Below are 25,688 nucleotides of genomic sequence, written 5' to 3' on the forward strand. Positions count from 1 at the left end.
CTGCTGGAGGGCCGCTGCCCGGTTCGAGTCGGGCGGGATTTCAGTATCCAGAGGATCTCTACCAGGACTCTGTCAGGGTCCCGTCCGGGTCAAGGCCGTAGGTGATCAGGTGACGGGCTCTCGCCGACTGAGCTGTGGTCAGGGCCTGCACTGCGAGTCGACGCAAAGCGGTGTCGTCGCCGGCGTCGGCGGCCTGGCGCGCGAGGCGGTCAGCGCGGGCCCGGTTGGCAGGGTTGTCGGAGGCGTCTTCGACCCACATCAGGGATGCCGAGGTGAGAGCCTCGGTGATTCCGGCGGCGTGGGCCTTGCGGTAGAAGTCTTCGGCCGATTGTAGGTCGCCTCGGCGACGGTGATGCAGGGCGAGTTCGAACAGAGCTTCCGGATGGTCCTGAGAGGCGAGCACCTTGTAAAGGCGCAGCGCGCCATCGGCGTCGTTCAGTCCTTCCCTCATCTGAGCCAGGAGCCAGTCAGCGTCTTCCGAGCGCGCGGAGTGTGCGGTAGCTTGCCGAAGCAGCTGTTCGGCGTGCGCCCAGTCACCGGCCTCCGCGGCTTTGTGGGCGAGAACCTCCAAGGCTATTGTCTCGCCCGCCTCGGCTGCCTCTTGCAAAATCTGTTCGGCGCGGGCCGAGTCCCCACCGTCGGCGATCAGGCTGGCCAGGGACAGGTAGGCGAGGGTGTCGCCGGCGATAATGGCCCGGCGGTAGTACTGCTCGGCTTCCGGCCAGTTCTGGGCTTCCTTGGCTTCCAGAGCGAGCCTCCGGAGTGCCTCTGCATCACCGGCGTCGGCAGCCTGTTGCACCAGTTCCCGAGCTTCGTCGCGCTCGCCGTTGTCCTGGTGCCACCTGACCAGCATCTGCCAGGCGTGCTTGTCTCCGGCATTCCGTGCCTGTTCGTACAGGCGTCTGGCTTCGTCTCGATCGCTTGTGTGGCCGGCGACAAGATGCATGGCCCTGGTGCTGCCGAGCGTGACGGCAAGTCTGAACCAGGAGTCGGCGAGTTGTAGTCGGCCGCTCAGTAGGATCATCCAGCCCGTTTCGACGATGGCCTTGGCGGGATCGGCCAACGCCAGCCGCCCGTACAGGTGTGCGGCAGTGCGTAGCCGTAGGCGGTTTCGCGCCGCGGCGGCAAGGGCTTCCAGGTCCTCCGGCCGCGTACAGTGCTCGATTGCCGCTGCCCAGAACGAGGCGGGTGGGCACCAGAAGTTTCGCGTCGCACGGCCGTGCTGTTCGAGGTAGTCGGCCAGCCGGTAGTGCGGCTGCGGGTGAGGGGCTTCGCCGGGGCGGGTACGGATGCGGGTCAGTACGCCGTCGGCGCCACGAAGCGATTCGGTGACGTAGGCGATCGCCTGCTCCTTCCAGTTCTCGTCGACCTGGTTCCACTCTGGGTCCGTCATGTAGTCGGGGGCGGCCTCCGTCACGAGGGAGAGTGGTAGCCCGGGACTGTGACCGAGCCGTCGCGCGTCCATCGCTGCCTCGATGACGGCTCTCGCGGCCGGGGCGGCGTGCTCGAAGCGCTCCATCAGGAGCGGCCCTGCAGCCAGGTACTGGGTGATCCGACCTCCTGAGTGCCGCAGGGCCTCGGCAAGCCGCCCGTCACCCTCGGACAACTCTGCGGCCCGCCGCAGCTCCTCGTCACTGAATCTGCCGGAGACGCTGATACACCGGCCGGCAAGCAGTTCCCGCACCTGGGCGTGATGGTCTGCGTCTGGAGAAGTCGCATGGGCGGTCAACTGCCAGTGGTACGCCTTCGATAAGGTCCCCAAGACCAGCAGCGGCCCGCCAGCGTCCGCCAGAAGCCGTCGAAGCTCTTCGCCTACCTGCTCGCCGCGGTCTCCGTCCAGGTAGTGCTGGGACTCGTTCAGCCACAGCACTGTGTAGGGCTCCAGACGGCTGGTACCGATCACGTTGAGGAGCCGCTCGGAAGATAGCGGCTGCCACAAACGCCATCGGGAAGCCGGCCGCAAATACCGCAAGGCCTCATGTAGCGCTCGGGTCTTCCCACAGCTGGAGTCCGCGACCAGCACCCGCATGACGCTGCGGGTCCGAGCCTGCTGAACGGCATGCTCCAGTTCCTCGTCGTGGCGCCGACGAATGTAGAGCGGAAGCAACCGGGCGTGCCCGTTCGCCGTGGCAATGCTCCGTTTCACTCCGAGGTGCTCGATCGCAAAGGCCTCGGTGACCTCGTGAAGCGGCACATAGTCCGCATCACCCGCGATCCGGCCGCGGCCTTGGATCTGCACGACCGTCAGCTGACCGATGAAGCCGGCTTGAACAACATCGCCGACGACCGTGGAGTTCTCGACCTTGTTCTGAACGGTGCCATCCGTCCTGGCGGCCCCACCGCCGGGACGGATGGCACCAGGTTCAGGAGAACCCGGTGGGCGGTGCTCATCCCGATCACGCGGTTCACGCGTGCCAAACCCTCCCACCGCAGCCCCTTTGCCAGCCATCGATACGGCAGCTCCGCCGCACTCACCAGCAGTCCTACACCCTGTCGCTTGGGCCGACCACCCCAATCTGCCCGCTGTCCCTCGCAGGTGGTTGGCCCCGGCCGCACGTCCCCGGACGAGCCCTCCGGCGTTCGCTCCCTGCGCACATGCGCGCCCGGTTTGATGCGATCAAGTTCCTGCAAGCCCCGCAGCCCTCGGTCCGGCACCAGGGCCTGGACACAGGGGCGATGTCGCCGAGGACGGTGGACAGAAGGGCTTCGCCCCGGTTCATTTTCTCACCCTCAGGCGGGACAGATCACCACCCCGGTCAATGTTCTGAATTATCGTCAGGTTCGGGTCCGCCGCTCCTGGTGACCCACCTGCTCGGAGTGGGCCTGAGCGAACAGGCAGCCGCCCAGGGGTTGCCGACCGTGCTGCTTCGCCGTCCGCCCGTCGGCCCGCCCGCCGTCCAGCCATCCGTGGGCGCTCGCGCGGGACTTGGGCGCCCTCTCGGTGTCCTCGTCCGCACGTCGCCGCCCCTGCCGCAGAGTGGTCGACCCGGCACCAGCTCCGCCCACCGGGCCAGGCCGCAGCCTGGGAAGTAGTCGACGCACGGGCGTCTGCCGATCCGGGTGGAGGGACACAGGGCCAACCTGCGTGGGTGAAGGTCGCAGGCGGGACGGCGGCGGGTGCCGGGGCACCGGGGGCGGCGGCGAGGGGGCCTCGGGGTCGGGGCGACGACCGGCGGGGTGCCGGTGGGTGCCACCTCGCCGGGGCGGTCGCTGTCGTTGCCGTCCCCGCCGGTGTCACTTCACGGATCCGGCCATCGCTCCCTGGATGAAGAACCGCTGGAAGCAGAGGAACACGCCCACGGGGACCAGCAGGGACAGGAACGCACCGGGTGCGAGGACGTCCATGTTGCTGCCGAACTGCCGCATCTGGGACTGCAGGTAGACGGTCAGCGGCTGCGAGTCGTTGCCGGCGAAGATCAGCGCGACCAGCATGTCGTTCCAGACCCAGAGGAACTGGAAGATGCACAGCGAGGCGACGGCCGGTGCGGCGAGCGGCAGGGCGAGGGTGCGGAAGATCCGCCACTCCCCGCAGCCGTCCATCCGCGCGGCTTCCAGGAGTTCGGCGGGGATCTCCAGGAAGTGGTTGCGCATCAGGAACACGGCGAACGGGAGCCCGTAGCCGACGTGGAACAGCACGACGCCGGGGATGGTGCCGAACAGCCCTACGGCGCCTTCGAGTTTGGCGACCGGGATGAGCCCGACCTGGACGGGGACGACCAGCAGTCCGACGACGCCGAGGAAGACCGCGTCCCGGCCGGGGAAGCGCATCCAGGCGAAGGCGTAGCCGGCGCCCGCGGCGAGGGCGACGGTCAGCAGGGTCGCCGGGACGCTGATGAGCACGGTGTTCCACAGCGCCTTGGGGACGTCTCCGCCGCCGAGCAGCGCGGTGTAGTTCTGCAGGGTGAGCTGGGCGGGGTCGGTCAGCGCCGTCCACCAGCCTCCGGTGGCGGCGACCTGCTTGGGGCGCAGCGAGGAGACCAGCAGGCCGACGGTGGGCACCAGCCAGGCGACGGCGGCCACGGTCAGCACGGCCTGGACGAGGCCGCTTCGGGTGAGGGCGGCGAGCCGGGTGGTGAGCGGCAGGGCGGGCCGGCCGCCGGGCGCCGGTGCGGGCGCGGTGGTGCCGGGGGCGGACGGAGCCGCCTGGGTGGTGGTCATGTGCGGCTCCCTCGGAAGCGTCGGACGTTGAGAAGCATCACCGGCACGACGAGGAGCAGCAGCAGGATGCTGAGCGCGCTGCCGAGGCCCTGGTCGTTGCCGCCGCCGAAGGAGACCAGGTAGAGCCGGAGCGCCAGGACGCTCGCGTCCTGCTGCACCGGTCCGGGCGCGATGATGTACACCAGGTCGAAGATCTTCATCACGTTGATGACCATGGTGATGAACACGACGCCGAGGACCGGGGCGAGTTGGGGCACGGTGATGCGGCGGAAGATCTGCCATTCGCCGGCGCCGTCGATCCTGGCCGCCTCGATGGTCTCGCGGGGCAGGTTGGCGAGGCCCCCGGCGATGATGACCATGGCGAAGCCGGCCCAGATCCAGATGTAGGCGCCGATGATGGCCGGGGTGATGAACGCGGGGCCGAGCCAGTCGATGCCGCGGTAGGGGGCGGCGAAGTTCGCGGCCGGCATCACGACCGAGGTGGTGGCGGACGGGGCCGCGCCGAACCGGAAGGTTCCGTCGGCGGCGGTGGTGGTGGTGCCGACCGTCCTCCCTCCGTCCCGGAGTTGGACGGTGATGCCGGGCAGGCCCTTCTTCCCGGCTTCCAGTCGGCCGGGGTGGCCGCCGCCGCCCGGGACGAAGTCGAGGAACACCGTGCCGCTGACCCCGTCGCCGCCGGTCGGCTCCTGGGCCGTCAGGGCGGTGGCCGGGAGCGCTCCGGGTTGCACGCCGACGAGCGGCAGCAGCACGACGCGCGTGCTGGTGGGTGCCGTGACGTCGCCGCCCTGGGCCTGGTCGAGGCCGGTGCCGGGGCGCGGGTGGGCGCCGGGGTAGGTCGGCCGGTCGTCGAAGGTGTCGTGGACGGCGACCGCGGCGGCGTTGAGCACGCCGCGGTGCGGGTCCGCGTCGTACACCGTGCGGAAGATGATCCCGGCGGCGAGGAAGGAGATCGCCATCGGCATGAAGACGAGCAGCTTGAACGCGGTGGCCCAGCGGATCTTCTCGGTGAGCACCGCGAACACCAGACCGACGGCGGTCACCAGGGCCGGGGCGACGGCGACCCAGATCGCGTTGTTGCGCACGGCGGTGAGGGTGGCGTGGTCGGTGAAGGCGGTGCCGTAGTTGTCGAGTCCGACGAAGCGGTGGCCGGAGGCGTCGAAGAGGCTGCGGGCCACCGAGTAGCCGATGGGGTAGACGACGAGGGCGCCGAGCAGCAACAGGGCGGGCAGGACGAAGAGCAGGGCGAGGCCCCGGTGGCGCCGGAGGGCGACACCGGATGCCCGGCCGCTGCGGGGTGAGCGCAGGGACATGGTGGATCAGCCCTTGTAGGCCTTGGCCGCGTCGGCTTCGAGCCTGGCGGCGGCGCCCTGGACGTCGGCGGGGTCGGCGAGGAAGTCCTGGAGGTCCTTCCACTCGCCCTGGCCCGCGGTTCCTCCGAACGCGGCGGGGGCCTGGTCCGACATGTCGAAGCGGAAGGTGTCGCCGGCGTCGATCACCGACTTGGCGAACTGCCGGGTGGTGTCGTCGGGGTAGACCGAGGGGTCGACGGCCTTGTTGGGCGAGATGAAGCCGCCGGCCTTGGCCCAGACGGTCGCGGCCTCGGGGCCGGCCAGGAACTCGACGAACTTCTGCGCGGCTTCGGGGTGCTTGGCGCCCTTGAGGACGACGGCCGCGTCGCCCGCGCCCATGACGGGGGCCTTGCCGCCGTCCACGGCGGGGAAGGGGAACACCTTGGCGTCGGTGCCGACCTGCTTCTTCAGTTCGGAGGTGATGACACCGCCCACGAAGTCGCCTTCGTGGGTCATGGCGGCCTTGGGCTGTGCTCCGAAGACCTGCTGGACGGACGTGGGGAAGTCGGTCTGCAGGGCGCCCTGCCCGCCACCGGCGACGAGTTGCCTGTCACCGAAGACCTTGCCGAGCGTGGTCAGGGCCTTGAGGACCGACGGGTCGGTCCACGGGATCTCGTGCCGGGTGAGCTTGTCGTAGAGCTCGGGTCCGGCCTGGGAGAGGTAGACGTTCTCGAACCAGTCGGTCAGGGTCCAGCCGGCCTGGCCGCCGATGGCGAACGCCGGAGTGCCGGAGTCGGAGAGCGTCCGGCCGACGTTCAGCAGGTCGTCGAAGGTGGTCGGGGGCTGGACGCCGGCGTTCTGGAAGGCGGAGGGGCTGTACCAGACGGTCGACTTGTCGGCAGCCTTGAAGTAGAGGCCGTACTGCGTGCCGTTGACGGTGCCGAGGCCGGACCAGATGCCGGCGTAGTTCTTCTTCGCGGCGTCGCTGACGGCGGGTGCGAGCGGCGCCAGCCAGCCCTTGTCGGCGAACTGCTTGATCACGCCGGGCTGGGCGACCATGACCACGTCCATCGGGTCACCGCCCTCGATCTTGCTGCCGACCACGGTGGAGAGGTTGTCACCGGTGGAGGTGTAGCTGACGGTGGCGCCGGTCCTGGCCGTGAAGGCGTCCAGCACCTTCTTGAAGTTCTCCTGCTCGGTGCCGCTCCACACGGCGGCGACGGTCAGGGTCTGGCCCTTGAGTTCCTGGGTGGTGGAGTCGGCGGCGGTGCCGCCTCCCCCGCTGCCGCAGGCGGTGGCGGTGGCGGCCAGCACGACGGACGCGGCCAGGGTGGGGAGAGCGCTACGGAGTCTCATCGTCGAGTCCTCTTCCGTGAGGCGGGTGGGAGTTCGGGGCTTCGTGGTGCGGTGGACGGTCAGTTGGGGCCGGCGGCGCAGTGGTCGATCCACCAGGCGGCGGTGGCGGGCGGCAGGACGCCGTCGGCGCACGGGCCGCTGGCCAGCAGGGGCGGGCCGAGGACCGGAGCCGGCGCGGGGGTGTCGCCGAAGTTGACGGCGCACACCAGGCCCTCGCCGCGGACGAACGCGAGGACCCCGGGCGGGGTCTCCAGCCATCGCAGCGTGCCCTCGCCGAGTTGCGGGAGTTCACGGCGCAGTTGGAGGGCGGTGCGGTACAGGTGGTAGACGGATCCGCCGTCGGCCCGTTGCCGCTCGGCCGTGTGGGCGGCGAAGGAGTCCGGCTGCGGGAGCCAGGGGCCGACCGGGGTGTCCGGCGGGCTGAACCCGAACGGGGGTTCGCTGCCCGACCAGGGCAGCGGTATCCGGCAGCCGTCGCGGATCCCGGTGCGGCTGCCGGTCCGGCGGAAGATCGGGTCGGTGATCGACTCGTCGGGCAGGTCGAGGACTTCGGGCAGGCCGAGTTCCTCGCCCTGGTAGATGTAGGCGGCTCCCGGCAGGGCCAGCATCAGCAGGGCGGCGGCCGTGGCCCGGGCGGGGCCGGAGGCCGGGTCGTCCCCCGCGAACCGGCTCACCGTGCGGACCTGGTCGTGGTTGTTGAGCACCCAGGTGACGGTCGACCCGGTGGCGGTGATGTCCCGCACGGCGTCGTCGATGACCCGGTGGAAGTGCGCGGGGTCCCACGGCGCGTGCAGCAGGTGGAAGAAGAAGGCCTGGTGCAGTTCGTCGGGCCGCACGTACAGTGCCTGCTCGGCTGGCGTGGGCACGGAGGCCTCGCCGACCAGCAGTCGCTCGCGGCCGTCGCGGACGGTGTACTCCTCGCAGACCGCGCGCCACCGCCGCCATACCCCGTGCACCTCCGGCTGGTTCCAGGCCAACGGGTTGACCGAGTCGCGGGTGCGCTCGTCCACGTCCGGGTCGGGCGAGTCCGGCAGTTCCGGGTGCTTGTACAGACCGGCCGCCACGTCGATCCGGAAGCCGTCGACGCCGCGGTCGAGCCAGAACCGCAGCACCTCCTCGAAGTGGGCGGCGACGTCGGGGTTGCGCCAGTTGAAGTCGGGTTGCTCCGGGGTGAACAGGTGGAGGTACCACTGGCCGGGCCGGCCGTCGGCCTCGGTGACCCGGCTCCAGGCCGGGCCGCCGAACATGGCCCGCCAGTTGTTGGGCGGGAGTTCCCCGTCCCGGCCGCGCCCGTCGGCGAAGTGGAACCGCGCCCGCTCGGGACTGCCGGGACCGTTGGCCAGGGCCTTCCGGAACCACGGGTGGTCACGTGAGCAGTGGTTGGGGACGACGTCCAGGACCAGCTTGAGACCGAGCAGTCCGCAGTCCGCCACCAGGCGGTCGAACTCGGCGAGGTCGCCGTAGACCGGGTCGACGGCGCAGTGGTCGGCGATGTCGTAGCCGTGGTCGTGCTGGGGCGAGACGTAGAACGGGTTGAGCCAGACGCCGTCGGCGCCCAGCTGCCGCACGTGGTGCAGCTGTTCACGGACGCCGGCGAGGTCGCCGACGCCGTCGCCGTCGGTGTCACGGAAGCTGCGCACGTAGATCTGGTAGATCACCGCGTCGCGCCACCAGGTACGGGCGGCGGTGGTGGTGGGGGTGGTGGGGGTGTGCGGACGAGCGCGCGGCAGGGTGACCGCGTCGCCGTCGGGGAGGGTGGGGTTGTGCATCTCGCTACTCCAACGGTTATGCATTCGCGTTAGGTATAGCAGGCAGATGCGGACGCTGTTAAGCCCTTGTTTGAGGGAGTTTTCCAGAAGTTACGGGACGACGCACCGGGCCATGCCTAGATACGTGTTAGGTACTCGCGGGTAGGGGTCCTCGCGCGGCAGGAGCTGCACGCCCCCGGGCCGTCGTCGGCGTCGGCTCAGCCGACGACGACGCGCAGGTCGGCGGCCAGCCTCGGCAGCGCCGCCTCGGCGCTCCGACGGCCCGACACGACCTCGAACGCCGTCTCGCTGAACGCGAGGCTCAGCTGCTGGTACTGCGGGACGGCGGGGCGCGCCCCCGCCGCCAGGATCGCCGTGCGCAACACGGGCAGGTAGGGGAAGCGGGCCGTCAGATCCGGCTCCGCGTAGAGGTCGGCCCAGACCGGTGGCAGCCCGCCGTCGGTCAGCACGCGGTACTGTGCCCGGCGACTCGTCAGGTAGGCGATCAGTGCCCGCGCGGTGCGCTGGCGCCGGGAGAACCGGCTCACCGCAAGCCCCGAGCCCCCCAGCACGCCGCTGCCCGGGCCGTGCGGTCCCGGCAGCGGCACCACACCGAACCGTCCCTCCACCGGGGAACCGGCCGCGCCGACCTCGTGGTAGACGTACGGCCAGTTCCGCAGGAAGAGCAGGCCACCCCGGCCGAACGCCGCGCGGGACTCCTCCTCCTGGTAGCCGAGCACCTCGGGCGGGATCCAGCCCTCGCGCACGCCCCCGGCCAGGAACTCCAAACCGGCCCTGGCCTGCGGGCTGTCGACGACGACCGTCCCGTCGCCGGCGAGCAACTCCCCGCCGGCCGAGCGGATCGCCTCCAGGGCGTTGACGGAGAGGCCCTCGTACGGGCTCAGTTGCCCCGCGTACCCGGACAGCCCGTGCGCGGGCGCCAGGGTCCGTGCCTGCCGTGCCAAGTCGGCCCAGGTGCTCGGCGGTCGCTCACCGGCGGCGTCCAGCACGTCGCTGCGGTAGTACAGCAGAGCGGCGTTGGCGACGAACGGCACCGCGTACAGCCGCCCGTCGTAGCGGCCCGTGCGCACGACCGGTGGCAGGAAGCTGTCCAGTGCGAAGTCCGACTCGTCCAGCGGCACGGTCCAGCGCCTGGCCGCGAACTCGGCCGTCCACACCACGTCGAGGTTGAGCACGTCGAAGCGGCTGCCGCCGGCCGACAGCTCCCCGGCGAGTTGGGCGTGCACCTCGTCGGCCGCCTCGGGCAGCTCCACCAGTTCGGCGGGCTGGTCCGGGTGCTCGGCGTTCCAGTCGGCCAGCAGCCCGCGCAGGTAGCGGGTGGTGTCCCGGCCGGTCGCCAGCGTGACCGGCCCGACACCGTCCGGATCGCCCGACGGCTGCGCTCCGCCCGCCAGGCCGTACCAGGCGGACCCGCCCCCGGCCGCGAGCACCGCCGTCCCGCCCACCAGCGCGCGCACCACGCGCCGACGACCCGCGTCGGGGCCGGTGGGCGGCCGGTCGTCCATGGAGCTCCTTCGATCCGCCGGCACGGGTGGGCGCCGGGGTACGTCCCTTTATACGGCCTCCCTGCTGGTGGGGGCCCACCTGCCCGTACTGTGTGACCGAGGTGTAACCAGCGAACAGGGACGACAAGGAAGAGGTGACGCCCGGTGCGCCATCAGCTGCTGGCGCTGCTGGCCCGGCAGCCCGCCTACGGGTACGAACTCAAGCAGGGGCTTGAGCAGACCTTCGGCGCGGCGTACCCTCAGCCGAACATCGGCCAGATCTACGTGACCCTGAGCCGACTGGAGAAGTCCGGACTGATCCGCGGCACCGAGGTGACGCAGGAGGGCAGGCCGGACAAGAAGGTCTACGAGATCACGGAGAAGGGCACCGAGGAACTCTCCGGCTGGTTCGAGGCGCCCACCGAGGGCCCCCGGGTCAGGGACGAGTTCTTCATGAAGCTGATCCTGGCCGAAGGCATCGACCTCGCCGACCAGTTGACGCTGATCAACAACCAGCGTCGGCACTGCATCAACATGATGCGCGGACTCAACAAGCTGGCCGCCACCGAGCGCGGCAACCGGACCTCGCTGCTGCTGATCGAGGGCGCGGTCCTGCACCTGCAGGCCGACCTCGACTGGCTGGAGCGTTGCCAGGAGGAGCTCACGTGACCGGCTCGGAGCCGACACCGCCATCGACACCGCCGCTGCTGACCGCCGACTCCGTGGTGCGTTCGCACCTGAGCGGCTCGACCGTGATACCCGCCGTCCGGGGCATCAGCCTGCGGATCGACCGGGGCGAGTTCGTCGCCGTCACCGGCCCCTCGGGCGCCGGCAAGTCCACCCTGCTGCACCTCCTCGCCGGACTGCTGCGGCCCGACGAGGGCGAACTGTGGCTCGAAGGCCGCCGCGTGGACCGCCTGCGGGAGTCCGCCTGGGCACGCCTGCGCCGCCGGCACTACGGAATGGTCTTCCAGAGCGGCAACCTGCTCCCCGACTTCTCCGTCGCCGACAACATCGAACTGACCGCGCTGCTCGCGGGCATGTCCGGCCGCACCGCCCGCGAACGCCGCGAGGAACTCCTCGAAGACCTCGGCCTCGCCCACAAGGCCACCGCCGGGCCCGGCGAGCTCTCGGGCGGTGAGCGCCAGCGGGTCGCCCTGGCCCGCGCGCTGGTCAACCGGCCGCAGCTGCTCCTCGCCGACGAACCCACCGGGAACCTCGACAGCCGGAGCACCCGCGACGTCCTCGCCCTGCTCAGCCGCTACCACGAACAGGGCACCACCATCGTGCTGGTCACCCACGACGCGCGGGCGGCCAGCACCGCCGACCGCGTCGTCAGCCTCTTCGACGGCCGGATCGCCGACGACGCCCGGGTCGAGGAACCCCCGGCCGCGCGGCGCGCCGTCGGGGTCCGTGACGTCATCGATTTCGGCAGGTGAGCCGGTGCGCGCCCTCCTCCGCTGGATCCGCGCCGACCTGCGCTCGCACCGCATCCACGCGCTTCTGATCGTCCTCGCCACCGGCGGCACCGCCGCCGCCCTCCTGCTCGCCGGCACGCTGCTCGGCGCCGCCGCCGACCCGTGGCAACGGCAGTTCCGGGCCGCCGGCTCACCCGACATCCGGATCGACCTGCGCCCGCCGACGACCGCCCGGGGCAACGCCGACGAACCCTCGGCCGCCGTGCTCGCCCGCGAACCCGGCGTACTCGCCGTCTCACCGCCCCAGCACACCGCCGAGACCACACTGGTCGGCCGACGAGCCGACGGCGCGGCCACCACCGGCCCGCCCGGCCGCACCACCCTCGTGCTGCGCGGGGACACCCCGGGAGCGGCCCGCCCACTCCTGCGCTCCGGCACCTGGCTCGTCCCCGCCGACACCCGCGGCATCGTGCTCGAACAGTCCGCGGCCGACGCCGCCTGGGCCCACCCCGGCGACCACCTCACCGTCCTCGACAGCCGCGGCGCGGCCGTCGAACTCCGGGTCCTCGGCATCGCCGACAGCCCCGACCAGCTGCCCAGCCAAGCCGCGGGCTACGACCTCGGCTGGGCGTCGCCCGCCACCCTCGACCTGATCCAGCCCGACCAAGCGGCCCAAGGCCTCACCCTCGGCCTTCGCCTGGCCCGCCCCTCCGACGCCGCGTACACGGCCCAGCGGGTGGTCAGCGTCCTCGGCGCCGGGCGCGTCTCCCGCATCACCACCTGGCTGGACGCGCGGGACGCGCGGCAACAGGACGACCGGCTGGCCGGCCTGCTCCTCGGACTCAGCGGACTCGCCGCGCTGCTCGCCGCCGCCCTCGCGGTGGCCGGCGCCGCAGGCGGGCGGATCAGGGCGAGGACGGGCGACATCGCCCTCCTCAAGGCGGTCGGCTTCACCGCCGGCCAGGTCGCCTGGATGTTCATCGCCGGGCAACTCCTGCTGGCCGGCGCCGGAGTCCTGCTCGGCGCCGGCGGTGCCGCGATCGCCGTCCACACCGTCCCGGCCCTCGGCGGCGGAACCGACGCGCTCCACGGACTCGTCCCCGGCGGCACGGCGACCACCGTCGCCGTCGCCGCGGCCGCGCTCCTCGCCGTCGGGGCCGCCGCGGCACTGCCCGCACTGCGGGCCTCCCGGGTCGCCCCCGTCCCGCCGACCGACGGCACCCGGCCACCCGCCATGACGGCACGGCCGGTCCGGCTCGGCCCGCTCCGGCGGCTGCCCCCGGCCCTCGCGTTCGGCCTCGGCAGCATCCTGCGCCGACGCTCGGACCTGGTCGGCAGCGCACTGCGCCTGACCGTCCCGGTCGTCGCCGCCACCCTGGCCCTGAGCACCTGGGCGACCCTCGACGCCGTCACCCGGCCCGATCACGGCGCCACCGTCCCGTCCGTCACCGCCCGCCGGACCACCCCCGACCAGACGCCCGGCGACGGGCAGCTCGCCGCCGCCCTGGCGGCCGACGCCGCCGTGAGCGGCGCCTACCCGGGCGCGGAGATGCAGGCCCTCGCACCCGGCCAGTCCGCGACACTCACCCTGCGCGCCGTCGGCACCACCGACGCGCCGTACCCGTACACCGTCGTCGAGGGCCGGACCATCCGCGCCACGGACGAGGCGGTCGCCGGACAGGGCGCCCTCGACCTGCTCGGCGCCCGGGTCGGCCAGTGGGTGCGGCTCACCACCGGGAACACCCCCCGCATCCTGCACATCGTCGGACGGAATCTCGAACCCGAACACGGCGGCCGCGTCCTGTCCACCGGCTTCGACACCCTGGACCGGCCCGGCGACCCCACCCACCCCGACTTCTGGCAACTGACCCTGCGCCCCGGCCAGGACCCGGCCGCCGTTCAGCGCGACCTCCCCGCCCGCGTCGGCCTCGCCGGGCGGACGGAGATCCGCCTCCCCACCGGCCCGGTCACCAGGCCCGGCGCCCTGCGGGCCAGCGTCGTCGGTCTCCTCCTCGTCCTCGCCCTCATCGGCCTGGTCGACCTGCTCACCACAGCCACCGCCGGCTTCCACGAACGCCGCCGGGACCTCGGTCTGCTCAGGGCGATCGGCCTCACCCCGGGCCAGTCCGCCGTCGTACTCGCCGTCCGCGGGACAACCATCGCCCTGATCACCGTCGCCGTCGGCTCGGCCGTCGCCATCCCGCTCGTCCGCCGGCTCATCGACCGGCAGGGTGAGCTGAGCGGCATCGGTGCGGGCATCGCCCGTGCCCCGTCGACCTGGACGGTCCTCGCCATGGCCGCCGTGTGCGCCACCACGGCAGCCGCGCTCTGCGCACTCCCGGTACTGCGTGTCCCCCCGCCCGCCCGGCCCCCGGACGGCGCCGGCCGGTAGGCCGTCCGGCCCCCCGGCGAGAACCCCACCCCACCGGCTCGCCCGTGCTCACCGGCACCCGGTCCGGCCGTGGCGACGACGCCGGGAACCACGGCGCAGCAGACACGCCACCGCAACGCCGCGCGGTGACGCGGGCGCCGAACCGTCAGGCGGGGTGGACGGTGATCGTGCAGAGGCGCTTGGTGGCCCGGGTCAGGGCCACGTACAAGTCCCTCTCCCCACCGGGGCGGGCGGCGATGATCTCCTCGGGGTTCATGACGACGACGCCGTCGAACTCCAGACCGCGCGCTTCGGACGCCGGCACGATGCGTGCGTGGTGGGCGACACCCTGGGCCGTCAGCTCGCTCACCCTGGTGTCCGCACAGATCACTCCCAGAAGCTCACCCGGGTGCGCGGTGCTCTGGGCGCGGAGTTCCTGAACGACGGCGGTGACCGACCCGTCCGGAGGTGTGGTCACGGTGCGCGGGCTCTCACCGCTTCGCAGTGACCGTGTGGGCTTCTGGTCCGGAGCGATCCGCGCGAGCAGATCCCGGACGGCCTCCAGGATCTCCTGCGTGGTGCGGTAGCTGACGGTCAGATCGTGCAGTTTGAACCGCGGTCCGACGTGGGGGCTCAGCGCCTCCTTCCAGTCGCGCGCCGTCGCGACCGGGCCCGCCTGGGCGAAGTCACCCACCAACGTCATCGCCCGGGACGGGCAGCGGCGGACGATCATCCGCCACTGCATGGCGGTCAGTTCCTGCGCCTCGTCGACGACGACGTGCCCGTACGTCCGCTCGGGGGGGCCGTCGACCAGGCTCGCCGCCTCGTCCAGCAACGGCACATCGGCATCGGTCCACGGGTCGTCCGGACCGCGCAGCAGAAGGGACCGCTCCTGCGCGGTCAGGCCGGGCAGGAGTTCGGCGAGAGCGCCTGCGTTCGTGAGGAGCGCCTGCACGAGGTCACCCGGTACCAGCCGCGGCCACAACACCTCGACCGCCCGGTCGACACCGGCGTCGTCGAGGAGATCGGCTCGGACGGCGTCCAGGTCCAGCTCGTGAACCGGACCCGACTCGACCGCCCCTTCGGCACGGCGCTGGGCGACTCCCGTGAACCGGTCGAAGTTGATGCCCGTCATCCTTTCGGCATCGGCGTCGATCTGCTCCAGGAGGTCACCCATGTCTCGTCGCATCGCGTCGGTGACGGCGTCGACCAAGAGCTCCTTGAACACCCGGCGCGCGGGGTTGTGCCCCGGTACGGCCGCCACGGCGGCATCGCGTGCCGTGGCGACCTCCTCGCCGGACAGGCGAACCAGTTCCCGTCCGACCCGCACGGTGAAGTCACCGACGGGGGCCTGGTGGACGCGCAGCAGGCCCGCCAAGGCGTCGGCGAGATCGGAGCTGCCCTTGAGACGCGCCGCACCGAACGGGCCCACCGCGCCTGTGGACACCCCGGCCAGTTCCCGGCAGGTCGCCAGGACGACGTCGTTCTCGCCGAGCGAGGGAAGGACCTGGGAGATGTAGTCGAGGAACCGGGCGTTCGGGCCCACCACCAGGACACCCTCCTCGGCGGCGCGCGGGAACGCGTACAGGACATAGGCCGCCCGGTGCAGGGCGACCACCGTCTTGCCGGTGCCGGGCCCGCCCTGCACCACGGTCACCCCGCGGTGGGCGGAGCGGACGATCTCGTCCTGCTCGGCCTGCAGCGTCGCGACGGCCGCGTGCATCCTGCCCGTACGCCGTGCCGACAGAGCCTCGGTCAACGGGCCGTCCCCCACGACGTCCTCGTCGGTCGGGGCGCTCCCGTCCAGCAGTTCGTCGCTCACCGAGACGACCGTGCGCTCCTCGATGCGCAGGTGCCGGCGCCGCCGCAGGCCCATCGGGTGGACCGGTGTCGCCTCGTAGAAGGGCCGCGCCGCGTTCGCGCGCCAGTCCACGAGCAGGGGCAGGTCGTCCTCCTCCGTCTGCAGTCCGATCCGCCCGATGCGCAGGGCCGTACCGTCCGCCCAGTCGACGCGACCGAAGACCAGCCCCCTTTCGGCGCCCTCCAGCCGGCCGATTTCCTTGGCCAGGCGCTCCGCGGCGATTTCTCGTTCGTATGCCTCACCGGCGCTTTCCGCCGGGGCCTTCAGCACACTCACCCGATGTGCGCGCGCCTCGGAAAGCCGTTCGGCGAGCAACTCGTACAGGGAGGACACATAATCCCGCTCCGAGTCAACCACGCGCACAGCGGAATCATTCGTCTTCGACAACAGGGGCTCCTTCGATTCGAGCCACACCATACGGTCAAAGCTCCGCCGAAGGTAAGTCTTGACTTACTTGGCGAAGCCATGCCCCTGCGACGGAATCCATGGCGGACGGGACCCCGTGGCATTTCACGTATTTCCACCGTTCCGCATATCGCCGATTGCGATCTCCCGGCACCCGCCTGCCGCACGGGCGAACCCGCCCTCGAATGCCGACGATGTTTTGCCACGCCCGGGAAAAGGGGGAATATCCGGCGGTGCAACCGGCGCCATCGAGCACCAAACGGGTCAGTACTCCGGCTCCCAGCACCAGGTGTCGTATTCGGCGTCCGGGCTCGACCCGGGCGAACCGGCCTGCGATGCGGTCCATCAGACCCTCGAACGCTTCCTGTCGGCGGGCAGCGTCTACGCTGCGACCTACGGCCACCGCGTGATCGTTCGTCTTCACGCACCGATGACCAACGGTGGCCGCACCTGCCGGCGCCGGCAGGGCGGAACGGCTCATCGAGGGAGACGCAGTGCTGGGATTGCTGGGCTTCTACGACGAACTCGACAACCGCTCCGGCCAACCCAACGGATCGATCCGCGATGCCGTCCGGCCCGTCGGAGAGCCGGATGAGATGGACCTGGTCGCCTACCTGGACGCAGGCCACGTCCTGATCGACGTCATGGAAGCCGGACACGACGTCATCACCGGCAGCACCCACCGGCACTCTCCGGGATGCTCGTCCCTGGTGACCGACGGGGAATGGCTCTGGCGCCAGGACTTCCCCCACTACGTGGAAACCCACCACGTATCGCTGCCCGACGCGTTCCTCGAACACGTCCGCGGCCTGAACCACCGGATTCCCGTCGTCACCGTCGCGCAGTTCGCTCCGCACTACGACGAGACCATGCCTCTGGTCGGCTGGGCCTCGGCTGTCCCGTGGCGATCGACGGCGACCACGCTCGTACCCGAACCGCGAACTCTGACCAGCAAAGCCCAGTTCGACGCGGCGATGTCGGCCCAGGACCGGAACCGGCCGGACGGCAGCCGGGGCAAGCGGCGCAAGCCGCGGAAGGCATAGGCACCACCACCGGGAACCACCACCGGACACCACCACCGGGAACCACCGCCGGGAACCACCCACGCGGGGTCCGGCCGGACGGTCCGGCCGGGGCCCTCGCCGTGCGCTCGCGCCCCAAGAGCTGTCGTCCCGTCAGGTAAGGTCGCTCGACGCCGAATCCGACACCAGTTCGATGGACCCGCGAGGAGTCGAGAACCATGGAGACGCAACAGACGGTGGACCGGCCCCGCCGGGTCCTGCTCACCGGTGCCGCCGGCCGCATCGGCACGAGCCTGCGCGAGCTGCTGCCCGCCTACGGGTACCGGCTGCGCTGCTTCGACCGCCTCCCCGTGCCCGGCGAACCCGACGCGGTCACCGCCGACCTGCAGGACCCCGAGGCACTGGCGGCGGCGATGGACGGCGTCGAGGCCGTCGTCCACCTGGCCGGGATCCCGGGGGAGGCACCGTTCGCCGACATCCTGGCCGCCAACATCGAGGGCAGCTACCGGCTCTACGACGCCGCCCGGGCCGCGGGCGTGCCCCGGATCGTCTACGCCAGCAGCAACCACGCCATGGGCTTCACCGAACGGCCCGCCGACGGCAGCGCCGTGCCGGTGGACAGCGCACAGCGGCCCGACACCTACTACGGGCTCTCCAAGTGCTTCGGCGAGAACCTCGCCTCCCTGTACGCCGACCGGCACGGGATCGAGACGGTCTCGCTGCGGATCGGCTCCTTCGCCGCCGAGCCGCGCAGCGTCCGGATGCTCGCGACCTGGCTCAGCCCGGGCGACTGCGCCCGGCTGGTGCACGCGGCACTCACCGGGCCGGTCGCCGGGCACACCGTGGCCTACGGCATCTCGGGCAACACCCGCGCCTGGTGGGACCTCGCCTCGGCCCGGGCGCTCGGCTACCGGCCGCTGGACGACGCCGAGCGCTTCGCCGCCGACCTGATCGCCGAACACGGCGAACTGTCCGCCGACGACCCGGAGTTCCGCTACCTCGGCGGCCGCTTCACCCAGGCCCGGCCCTGACCACGGGCGGGTCGGCGGGTCGCGGCGGAGCGGCGCACCGCCCGGTCACGGCCGTCGGCCGGAGCCGCCGGGCGGAGCCGCCGGGCGGAGCCGCCGGGCGAGACCGGGCCCGGGGCTCCGGCCCGACAGAGCTCCGGCCCGACGGGGATTCCGGCCCGGCCGACGGCTCCCGGGCGCAGCCGGGCGGATCAGTAGCGCTGGGCCTGGGCGACCCTGGAGACCAGCGCCTGGTCCCGGTCGATCGGGCTGAACGCGGTCGGGGTGGCCTTCGCCCCCGGGGCGAGGTCCTTGACCCCCAGGTAGGAGGTGTCCACCACCTTGCCGGTCTCGTCGAGGAACTCGACCTTGATCGCGTACGACGCCGTCGAACTCGTGCTGTTGACGACCGTCACCAGGGCGGCGTTGAAGCCCGCGGCCTGAGCCTTGGGCAGGCCGGTGAGGGTGACGTCCGACAGGGCGTTGCCCGCGCCCTGGGTCTTCGCCAGCACCGCCTGCGCCTCGGCCCGGCCCGCGGCCACCTGGGCCGAGACGGACGCCTCGAACGCCGACGCCGCCGCCGACAGCGAGGCCATGGCCTCGGAGGCGGCGGACGACGCCGCGGACGCGGCCGCCGAGGCCGAGCCCAGCAGCGAACTCTTGGCCGAGGCGACCGAGGAGGGCAGCTCACCCGAGAACGAACTCGCGTTCGGCGAGAACGAGCGCGACGGCGAACTGGACGACGACGTGCCCGACGAACTGCACCCGGCGGCCACCAGCACCGTGCAGCCCAGCGCCACCGCAGCCAGGCCGGCCCTCCGGCTCGAACGGCCCGGATCGCCCGAGCCCGAGGCGTTCGACGCGTGCTCCGGCTTGTCGAGGCAACGTGACATGCGTTTCTGCCTTCACCTCACGGCCGAACACCCAGCGGCCCGGTCCTGATCGGATCCAGCCTCCGCCCCGGCGTACCGGTCCCACCAGTCGGCCTACTGCGATCAGGTAGCCGACCGGTCCGCCCGGCCTGCGGCGCCACCGCCGCGGACCGGGCGCCACTGGCCGAACACGAGGGGCCGGCACGAGCGGCCGGGCACGAGGGGCCGGGCGTCGCGGGTTCAGTCCCCCGGGGAGGCCGGCAGGTCGCGCAGCAGGTCGTCGAGCTGGGCGGCGCGCTCGGGGCCGAGGGTGTCGACGGCGCGGCGCCGGACGGCCAGCCCCGGCGGCGACCGCTCCGTCGATGGTGGACCGGCCCTCGGGGGTGAGGTCGATCCTCGACGCCGCCGGCTTCCCGGCCGCCGCCGGGCTCGTCGGCACCGGCCTCCTGCTCCACCTGGAACGCCGACTGCCCGCGCAGACCGTCCGCCCCGAAGCCCGACGGGCCGGCCTCACCACCGCGGCCTGACCGCAGCGACCTCACCACCACGGCCTGACCACCGCCGGCCGACGGCCACGTGCCCCGAGCGACGAGGCGGACTCCGGAGCGGCCGTCCGCCCACACCGCGGGCCACCGGCGGACGGCGACCCCGACCGTGTGCCGGCCGGGTGAACCCGTTCCGGGTGCGCCCCCGTCAGCACTGGTGAGGGGCCGACCCGTTCACCCGGCCCCGGCTGGTCCCCACGTCTCTCCTCGGGAGCAATCATGAAGCACCTCAAGGCCGTTGCCGCCACCGTGGCCACGCTCGCCGCACTCTCCGTCGCCGCGACGCCCGCCAGTGCGGCGGACCTGGGCGGCGGCGGTTCCGGCAGCAACGGCTCGACCACGTGCAGCAGCCCGGTGTGGGGTGGCAAGTACCTCTGCGGCGGCCCGTACCGTGAGGGCACGGCGACCTACTACTTCCGCGACGGTCGCCAGGAGGTGTTCGTCATCGGCACCGACCACGCCGTGTGGACGCGCTGGACCGACAAGTCCGGCAACAAGAGCGGCTGGCTCTCCTTCGGTGGCACCTTCACGGGCCCGGTCAGCGTCCTCGCCACGGACATGGGGCAGGGCAACTTCGAGGTCGGCGCGGTCGGCACCGACGGCCGCATCTGGAGCCGCGTCCGTGACGTCAACGGCAACTGGACCGGGTGGGCCGCGATCTAGGCACCTGCCTGCGCAGATCGGCCGTGCCGCCCCGGAGCTTCGCAGCCACGGGCTCGGTCCCGCGACTTCGGCCCCGCGACTTCGGTCCCGCGGCTGACGTCGGGACGCTCCGGCCCGGCGGTCCGGCCGGCGGTCGGTCAGCAGACGGCCCGCCGGGCGAGCACCCGTTCGGTGCCCGCCCGGCGGTGGGTCGCCCCGGGCAGGCAGAGGGTCGCCGGCGGGCGGCGCGCTCCGGGACGGAGCGCCACTGCCGCAGGGCCGCACGCAGCTCCGTATCCGTCTCCCGTCAGCCGGCCGTGCCAGGCGACCTCTTCCGGGGCAGGCGTCACCCCGCCCGTGATCACGGCCTCGTGCACGCCAAGCCGGTACGGGCCGATCGCCTCCCCCCGGCCCGCCCCCGGCCCGCCCCCCGGCACAGGAACGCGCACACGAAGCGGACCGGCGCGCGGACGCCCAGCTCCTCGGCCGACTCCCGGGCCGCCGCCTGCGCGTGGGACTCGCCCACGTCCACGGCCCCGCCGGACATCACCTCGTGGTGGCCGGGACCCGGGAGACGTTCCCGGGCCGCCGGTGGACCGGGACCCGCCCCTGCCGGTGGCGGCAGACCGTACCGGTCACCAGGGCACGGGCGTTCCGTCCCAGGAGAAGAAACCACCGGTGGGGCCGTCGTCCGGCAGCAGGGCCAGGTGGACGGCACCCCGGGCGGCCTCGGCCGGGTCACCTCCGGCAGCGGCGGCCCTGGGGTTGAGATCGGTGGCCCGCAGGCCGGGGGCGAGCGCGTTGACCTTGAAGCCCTCCCCGGCCAGCGTCTGGGCGTAGAGGACGGTGAGGGCGTTGAGGGCGGCCTTGGAGGAGCGGTAGGCGGCGGCGCCCCCGCTTCCCGGGGTGAACTGGGGGTTGGGGTTGGTGCTCCAGGTGAGCGACGCGGTGCCGCTGGAGACGTTGACGATGCGCGGGTGCGAGGACCGGCGCAGGGCGGGCAGGAAGGCGTTGGTCACCGTCACCACCCCGTACACGTTGGTCTCGTAGGTGCGCCGGAACTCCTCGACACCGGTCTCGGCCGGTGGGGCGAGCGACGGTGAGACGCCGGCGTTGTTGACCAGCACGTCCAGGCGGTCCACCTGGGCGGCGGCCCGTGCGACGGCGTCGGGGTCCGTCACGTCGAGGACCAGCAGCCGCGCACCGGCACCGATCTCCTCGACGGCCCGCCGTCCGCGCCCGGGATCGCGGGCACCCACGTACACGGTGAAGCCTTCGGCCGCGAGCAGCCGGGCGATGTGCTTGCCGATCCCCTTGTTGGCACCGGTGACCAGAGCTGTGCGATCGTTCATGGACACCACGGTCCCCTGGCGGCGGGTCGCCTGCCAGGGACAGTCCGTACCAGCCGAGCGGCCGGAGGCGGCATGGCACGTCAGGAACTGGCCCGCTTCCTGCGGGACCGGCGGGCGGGCCTGCGCCCGCACGAGATCGGGCTGACGACGACGGACACCGCCCGCCGCACGCCGGGCCTGCGCCGCGAGGAGGTGGCCGAGCTCGCCCACATGTCGGTCGACTACTACACGCGCCTGGAACAGGCCCGGGGTCCGCGGCCGTCGGCCCGGATCCTGGACGCGCTGGCCCGGACGCTGCGGCTCACACCGGCCGAGCGCAGTCACCTGTTCCGGCTGGCGGGATCGAACGCGCCGCCCGCCGGCGACGCGGTGCGGAGGGTCCGCCCGCACGTGGCCCGGATGCTGGAGCGGCTGCCGGAGACCGCTGCCGTCGTCACCGACGCGGCCTACGGCGTCGTCGCCTGGAACCCCCTGGCCCGGGCGCTGCTCGGCGGCGACCTCGCGCTCGGGACGACGAACCTGGCCCGGCGCCGCTTCCTGGACCGGGGGCCGGCGGACGCGAGCTCCGGCACCGAGGAGTTCGGGCACATCGTCGTGGCGCGGCTGCGCCGGGCCGCCGACCGCTACCCGCACGACCCGCAGCTGATCGCCCTGCTGGCCGAACTGCACGCCGGCAGCGAGGAGTTCCGGCAGATCTGGCAGACCCGTCCGGTCCACGCACCGGGCCACCGCACCAAGACCGTCGACCACCCGCGGGTCGGCCTGCTGCGGTTGAACTGCGACGTCCTGCTCGTACCCGAGGACGACCAGGAAGTCGTCCTGATCACCGCCGACCCGGGGTCGCCCACGCAGCGGGCGCTGCACACGCTGGCCTTGCAGGCGACCTGACGCCATGGGCGCGGCCTCCCCGTCGACGAGGACGCCGAGGACGCCGAGGAGGGCGAGGAGGGCGAGGAGGGCGAGGACGCCGCAGGCGCCGCGGGCGTTCAGCTCCAGCGGACGCGGAACTCGGTGGGCAGCAACCGCAGCGCGTCCAGTTCGGCCGCCAGCTCGGGCACGGACTCGTCGAGTCGCCGCCCCCGTACGAGCGGTGCGGAGCAGTAGATCTTGCGCAACGCGTAGCCCCACCCGGTGCCGTCCCCGTCGGCGTGCCCGACCGTGACCCGCAACCGGTGCGGCTCGTAGCGGAGCATGCCGCTCTCCGCCCGGGTGGCCTCGCAGGAGTCGAACGCGGACCACAGCTCGGCATCGGTCATCCGGGCGAGCCGGGCCGGGGTGAGCGCGCCGCTGTCGAGCAGCCGGGCCGCCAGGCGCCGGACCACCGAGACCGGGCCCACGTTGTCCCAGGAGGTGTGCAGCTGCGCCTCCGCCCGGACCAGGGCGACCAGTACCGCGGCGGCCTCACGGTCGGCCGACACCACCGAGTCCTCCAGCGTGAGACGGGCCAGCAGGACGGCCGGATCGGCGTCCAGCCGCCCGGCGGCGCGCCCGCTGCGCACATAGGAGTCGAGATGGTCGAGGTTCATCAGGCCGGGGCGGCCGAGGAGCGGCGAGAGCGGCTGCCCGCCGAGGATCGCCGCGACGGACCCGGCGTCGATCCCGTGCCCGGCCAGGACGGACCGGACCGGCTCGGCCCGGAGCAGCTGCGAGCCGATCGCGTGGTGGTCGAGGCCGCCGACGCCTTCGACGGTGTGGCTCAGCGGCAGGTGGCCGATGTCGTGCAACAGCGCGGCGACCCGCAGCAGTTCGTCCTCCGGACGGAAGTGCGCGACCAGCGCGAGGACACCGAGGGAGTGCTCCAGCCGGGAGTACGACTGCAGGGTGCTGATCGTCGACGCCCCGCCGTGCGCGACGAAGTGCAGGCGCCGCAGCGGTGCGGTGCGCAGCAGCTCGACTTCCACCGGGTTCAGCCGGACGGGTATCCGCCACAGCGGGTCGGTGAACACCGGGGCCATGCCCACGGCGTTGGTCGGGACGGGGGGTGCGGTCTCGTCCCTCGGATCGTGCGGCGGGGTCTGGTCCGTGTGGGTAGCCATCGGGTCACCATAGGTCCGCCCGCCCGCCGCGGGCTTCCCCTTTTATCGGCAAGCCCTCAGCGGCGGCTACTTGACGGCCTTGCCTCCCAGGAGCCCGAAGATGGCTCCCACACCCAGCTTGGCGATCGTGAGGAGGTTCTCGACCAGGGACTTGGCCTGGTCGTTCGGGTCGTGCACGGCGAGGACGAGCCACACCGTCGTGACGAGACTGGCAACGGTGAGACCCAGGACCGAGAAGAACACGAGCCTGAACACCGGGGTGATCGTGACGGTGTTGCTCCTCCTGGGCGCCACCGCCGTCGGCCTGCCGTCCCTCGTCGTGGGATGCGACGACGCTGCGGACTTCGCGAGTTCCTCACTCATGGGAATCACGCTCCGTGGCCTCGGGCTTCCGTGCGTCCCCGTGCGTCTCCTCGGGCGCCACCTGGTCGAGGCGGCGCAGGAGAGAGGTGACCTCCTCCGGCGACACGGAGGCCGCCGAGAGCTCGACACCGTCCGGGCCACGGACGACCACAGTGGTCTCGTGAGGATTGCGGAACAGGGCTCGCACCACGCCGCGCAGCCAGGCCGAGCCGGCAGCCGTCACGGCTGCGAGCGCTCCGGCCGGCGCCAGAAATCGTAGAATCTCTGCAAGAATTGACCCCATGTCAGTCCTCAGGTGTCGCGGAGAATCGGCGCAATAGTGGCACACCCGAGCACCGCTCGTGACCGGTTCGGGCGATTTCCTCTCCACCGACCACGGTCTCCTCGACGGCACACCGCCCGCCCACGACAGGAATGCGGATCAGGGCCCGGCACCTGAGGTGCACGCCCGCTCCGCCCGCGCGCCCGAGGACCGTTGCTGCTCGGCCGGGCGGGGAGAGGGCCTCGGCAGGTGCGCCCGTCGGTGCGGCCCCGGCAGGCGCGCCCGTCGGCGCCCGCGTCAGGCGAGGGCGGGGTGCACGAGCCGGCCGTGGTGGACGAGGGAGGCGGCCTGCTTGAGGCGGCGCACCCGGACGCTGATCTCGTAGCCGTTGACGCCCTCGACGCGGGCGAGGCGTTCGGTGAGGTAGCGGTAGAAGTCCGGGGTGTCCTTGCAGATGAGGACGGCCATGAGGTTGTGCTTGCCGCTGACGGCGGCGGCGAAGGCGCATTCGTGGTGCCGGCTGAGTTCCTCGCCGATGCGGTGGAGCCGGGGCAGGTCGACCTGGAGCCAGAGGGTGGCGGTGAGTTCGTAGCCGATGCGTTCGGGCAGGGTGTCGACGTCGTAGACGAGGGAGCCGGCGGCTTCGAGGGCTTCCAGGCGGCGGGCGACGCGGGCCTTGGACCAGCCCGTGGCCTCGGCGAGGCCGGTGTGGGAGGCGCGTCCGTCCTCCGCCAGGGCCGCGAGGAGGGGGAGGTCGTCGTCGGTCGGGGGCAGCGGGCGGCCGGTGGGGGTGGGGCGTTCCGCGGCCAGTTGCCGTACCTGCTCGTCGGTGAGGGAACCTTCGCCGCCGGTCCAGCCGGCCGTGCCCGGGGTCTCGTAGGCGTGGATGAGCAGGTCGAGGCTGACGTCGAGGACCGAGGCGGCCTTGGGGAGCCGGCGCAGGAGGACGTCGTCGCGGGCGGTGCCGGCGGGCGAGCGGATGATGCAGAGGATCTCGGACCCGCCGGAGGCGATGCCGACGTAGGCGACCTCGGACCGGCGGGCGAGGGAGTCCGCGAGGGGCCCGACGGCGTCGGGGCGGCAGTGCAGCCGGGCGATCCATTCGGCCCGGCCGTCGGCGGCGGGGTTGCTCAGTCCGACGACCCGGAGCACTCCGTCGCGGCGCAGCGCGTTGTAGCGGCGGGCCACGGTCTGTTCGGAGGATCCGACGACCTCGCTCAGGCGGCGGAAGGACACCCGAGGGGCGAAGTGGAGTGCGTGGAGGATTTTCCGGTCCAGGTCATCAGGCATGGGGGAATCCTCACACAGTAGAAGTCCAAGACGGGGGTTTGATGACAGTGGCCGGGATCACTTGGGGGTTCCTCGCCCCCGGGCGCGAAGCTGGTCGGCGGCTCCGCGGGCGCACCGGCGGGCGGCGCGGACGGCCGCGGTCCGCCGGTGCGCCCGGACCGGGGGCGGGCGCGCGCCGGACGGCGG

23 protein-coding genes are annotated in these 25,688 nt (G+C 72.5%); 9 read left to right on the top strand and 14 right to left on the bottom strand.

Features of this window, described 5'->3' with window-relative positions; genetic code table 11:
* Positions 1 to 58 precede the first annotated feature (58 nt).
* From ACFV04_RS01600 to ACFV04_RS01625, 6 genes are all read right to left on the bottom strand, one after another.
* Entirely contained in the window at positions 59 to 2,449 is a 2,391-nt protein-coding gene (locus ACFV04_RS01600; protein WP_380526062.1) for a tetratricopeptide repeat protein, read from the bottom strand.
* Between the two features lie 785 nt (positions 2,450 to 3,234).
* Positions 3,235 to 4,158 (bottom strand): carbohydrate ABC transporter permease, encoded by a 924-nt coding sequence (locus tag ACFV04_RS01605; protein ID WP_380334103.1) that lies wholly within the window; start codon positions 4,156 to 4,158, stop codon positions 3,235 to 3,237.
* Positions 4,155 to 5,468 (bottom strand): carbohydrate ABC transporter permease, encoded by a 1,314-nt coding sequence (locus tag ACFV04_RS01610; protein WP_380526064.1) that lies wholly within the window; start codon positions 5,466 to 5,468, stop codon positions 4,155 to 4,157. Before ACFV04_RS01610 ends, ACFV04_RS01605 begins: the two co-directional genes overlap by 4 nt.
* A gap of 6 nt (positions 5,469 to 5,474) precedes the next feature.
* Entirely contained in the window at positions 5,475 to 6,803 is a 1,329-nt protein-coding gene (locus ACFV04_RS01615; protein ID WP_380526065.1) for an ABC transporter substrate-binding protein, read from the bottom strand.
* 59 nt (positions 6,804 to 6,862) lie between these two features.
* The gene (locus ACFV04_RS01620; protein WP_380526067.1) at positions 6,863 to 8,572 is read right to left on the bottom strand and encodes a glycoside hydrolase family 13 protein; all 1,710 of its coding nucleotides are present in this window, start codon (positions 8,570 to 8,572) and stop codon (positions 6,863 to 6,865) included.
* Positions 8,573 to 8,769: 197 nt separating this feature from the next.
* The gene (locus ACFV04_RS01625) at positions 8,770 to 10,077 is read right to left on the bottom strand and encodes an ABC transporter substrate-binding protein (protein ID WP_380334093.1); all 1,308 of its coding nucleotides are present in this window, start codon (positions 10,075 to 10,077) and stop codon (positions 8,770 to 8,772) included.
* A 144-nt stretch (positions 10,078 to 10,221) separates the two neighbouring features.
* Between ACFV04_RS01625 and ACFV04_RS01630 the strand changes: the two genes are divergently transcribed.
* From ACFV04_RS01630 to ACFV04_RS01640, 3 genes are read left to right on the top strand one after another with little or no spacing between them, the layout of a single operon-like run.
* Positions 10,222 to 10,725, top strand: a complete 504-nt coding sequence (locus tag ACFV04_RS01630) for a PadR family transcriptional regulator (RefSeq protein ID WP_360266625.1) — start codon at positions 10,222 to 10,224, stop codon at positions 10,723 to 10,725.
* On the top strand, positions 10,722 to 11,495 hold the full coding sequence (locus ACFV04_RS01635) for an ABC transporter ATP-binding protein (protein ID WP_380334090.1): 774 nt from the start codon (positions 10,722 to 10,724) through the stop codon (positions 11,493 to 11,495). The genes ACFV04_RS01630 and ACFV04_RS01635 overlap by 4 nt, the downstream gene beginning before the upstream one ends.
* A 4-nt stretch (positions 11,496 to 11,499) precedes the next feature.
* Complete coding sequence (locus tag ACFV04_RS01640; RefSeq protein ID WP_380526070.1) at positions 11,500 to 13,866, top strand: FtsX-like permease family protein; 2,367 nt, start codon at positions 11,500 to 11,502, stop codon at positions 13,864 to 13,866.
* Positions 13,867 to 14,011: 145 nt separating this feature from the next.
* On the opposite strand, the gene ACFV04_RS01645 is transcribed toward ACFV04_RS01640, so the two are convergent.
* Complete coding sequence (locus ACFV04_RS01645) at positions 14,012 to 16,039, bottom strand: HelD family protein (RefSeq protein ID WP_380526126.1); 2,028 nt, start codon at positions 16,037 to 16,039, stop codon at positions 14,012 to 14,014.
* Positions 16,040 to 16,551: 512 nt separating this feature from the next.
* Between ACFV04_RS01645 and ACFV04_RS01650 the strand changes: the two genes are divergently transcribed.
* Together ACFV04_RS01650 and ACFV04_RS01655 are read left to right on the top strand one after the other, a co-directional pair.
* Positions 16,552 to 17,154 (top strand): hypothetical protein, encoded by a 603-nt coding sequence (locus tag ACFV04_RS01650; protein WP_380526072.1) that lies wholly within the window; start codon positions 16,552 to 16,554, stop codon positions 17,152 to 17,154.
* Positions 17,155 to 17,369: 215 nt separating this feature from the next.
* Positions 17,370 to 18,164 (top strand): NAD-dependent epimerase/dehydratase family protein, encoded by a 795-nt coding sequence (locus ACFV04_RS01655; RefSeq protein ID WP_380335348.1) that lies wholly within the window; start codon positions 17,370 to 17,372, stop codon positions 18,162 to 18,164.
* A gap of 188 nt (positions 18,165 to 18,352) precedes the next feature.
* Here ACFV04_RS01655 and ACFV04_RS01660 read toward each other — a convergent pair whose 3' ends face one another.
* Positions 18,353 to 18,736: a hypothetical protein gene (locus ACFV04_RS01660; protein WP_380334082.1), complete on the bottom strand. Its 384-nt coding sequence runs from the start codon at positions 18,734 to 18,736 to the stop codon at positions 18,353 to 18,355.
* Here ACFV04_RS01660 and ACFV04_RS01665 point away from each other — a divergent pair.
* The 3 genes from ACFV04_RS01665 to ACFV04_RS01675 all read left to right on the top strand — a co-directional run bounded on the left by ACFV04_RS01665 (position 18,735) and on the right by ACFV04_RS01675 (position 20,220).
* Positions 18,735 to 19,082: a hypothetical protein gene (locus ACFV04_RS01665; protein ID WP_380334080.1), complete on the top strand. Its 348-nt coding sequence runs from the start codon at positions 18,735 to 18,737 to the stop codon at positions 19,080 to 19,082. The two genes, ACFV04_RS01660 and ACFV04_RS01665, sit on opposite strands and share 2 nt — an antisense overlap.
* Before the next feature lie 313 nt (positions 19,083 to 19,395).
* A complete protein-coding gene (locus ACFV04_RS01670; protein ID WP_380334077.1) occupies positions 19,396 to 19,539 on the top strand; it encodes a hypothetical protein in 144 nt (47 codons plus the stop codon).
* Positions 19,540 to 19,776: 237 nt separating this feature from the next.
* Entirely contained in the window at positions 19,777 to 20,220 is a 444-nt protein-coding gene (locus ACFV04_RS01675) for a hypothetical protein (RefSeq protein WP_380334075.1), read from the top strand.
* 340 nt (positions 20,221 to 20,560) lie between these two features.
* On the opposite strand, the gene ACFV04_RS01680 is transcribed toward ACFV04_RS01675, so the two are convergent.
* Both ACFV04_RS01680 and ACFV04_RS01685 read right to left on the bottom strand, forming a co-directional pair.
* Entirely contained in the window at positions 20,561 to 20,941 is a 381-nt protein-coding gene (locus ACFV04_RS01680) for an NUDIX domain-containing protein (protein ID WP_380526074.1), read from the bottom strand.
* Entirely contained in the window at positions 20,835 to 21,551 is a 717-nt protein-coding gene (locus ACFV04_RS01685) for an SDR family oxidoreductase (RefSeq protein WP_380334070.1), read from the bottom strand. Before ACFV04_RS01685 ends, ACFV04_RS01680 begins: the two co-directional genes overlap by 107 nt.
* A 72-nt stretch (positions 21,552 to 21,623) precedes the next feature.
* Here ACFV04_RS01685 and ACFV04_RS01690 point away from each other — a divergent pair, with 72 nt between their 5' ends.
* Complete coding sequence (locus ACFV04_RS01690; protein ID WP_380334067.1) at positions 21,624 to 22,439, top strand: helix-turn-helix transcriptional regulator; 816 nt, start codon at positions 21,624 to 21,626, stop codon at positions 22,437 to 22,439.
* A gap of 98 nt (positions 22,440 to 22,537) precedes the next feature.
* On the opposite strand, the gene ACFV04_RS01695 is transcribed toward ACFV04_RS01690, so the two are convergent.
* From ACFV04_RS01695 to ACFV04_RS01710, 4 genes are all read right to left on the bottom strand, one after another.
* Complete coding sequence (locus ACFV04_RS01695; RefSeq protein ID WP_380526076.1) at positions 22,538 to 23,587, bottom strand: HD domain-containing protein; 1,050 nt, start codon at positions 23,585 to 23,587, stop codon at positions 22,538 to 22,540.
* A 66-nt stretch (positions 23,588 to 23,653) separates the two neighbouring features.
* Positions 23,654 to 23,950: a hypothetical protein gene (locus tag ACFV04_RS01700; RefSeq protein ID WP_380334062.1), complete on the bottom strand. Its 297-nt coding sequence runs from the start codon at positions 23,948 to 23,950 to the stop codon at positions 23,654 to 23,656.
* Positions 23,943 to 24,344: a hypothetical protein gene (locus ACFV04_RS01705; protein WP_380526078.1), complete on the bottom strand. Its 402-nt coding sequence runs from the start codon at positions 24,342 to 24,344 to the stop codon at positions 23,943 to 23,945. Before ACFV04_RS01705 ends, ACFV04_RS01700 begins: the two co-directional genes overlap by 8 nt.
* Before the next feature lie 165 nt (positions 24,345 to 24,509).
* On the bottom strand, positions 24,510 to 25,502 hold the full coding sequence (locus ACFV04_RS01710) for an Lrp/AsnC family transcriptional regulator (protein ID WP_380334057.1): 993 nt from the start codon (positions 25,500 to 25,502) through the stop codon (positions 24,510 to 24,512).
* Between the last annotated feature and the right edge of the window lie 186 nt (positions 25,503 to 25,688).

The organism is Kitasatospora sp. NPDC059599, from assembly GCF_042735125.1.
In the GTDB taxonomy this organism is placed as follows: domain Bacteria; phylum Actinomycetota; class Actinomycetes; order Streptomycetales; family Streptomycetaceae; genus Kitasatospora.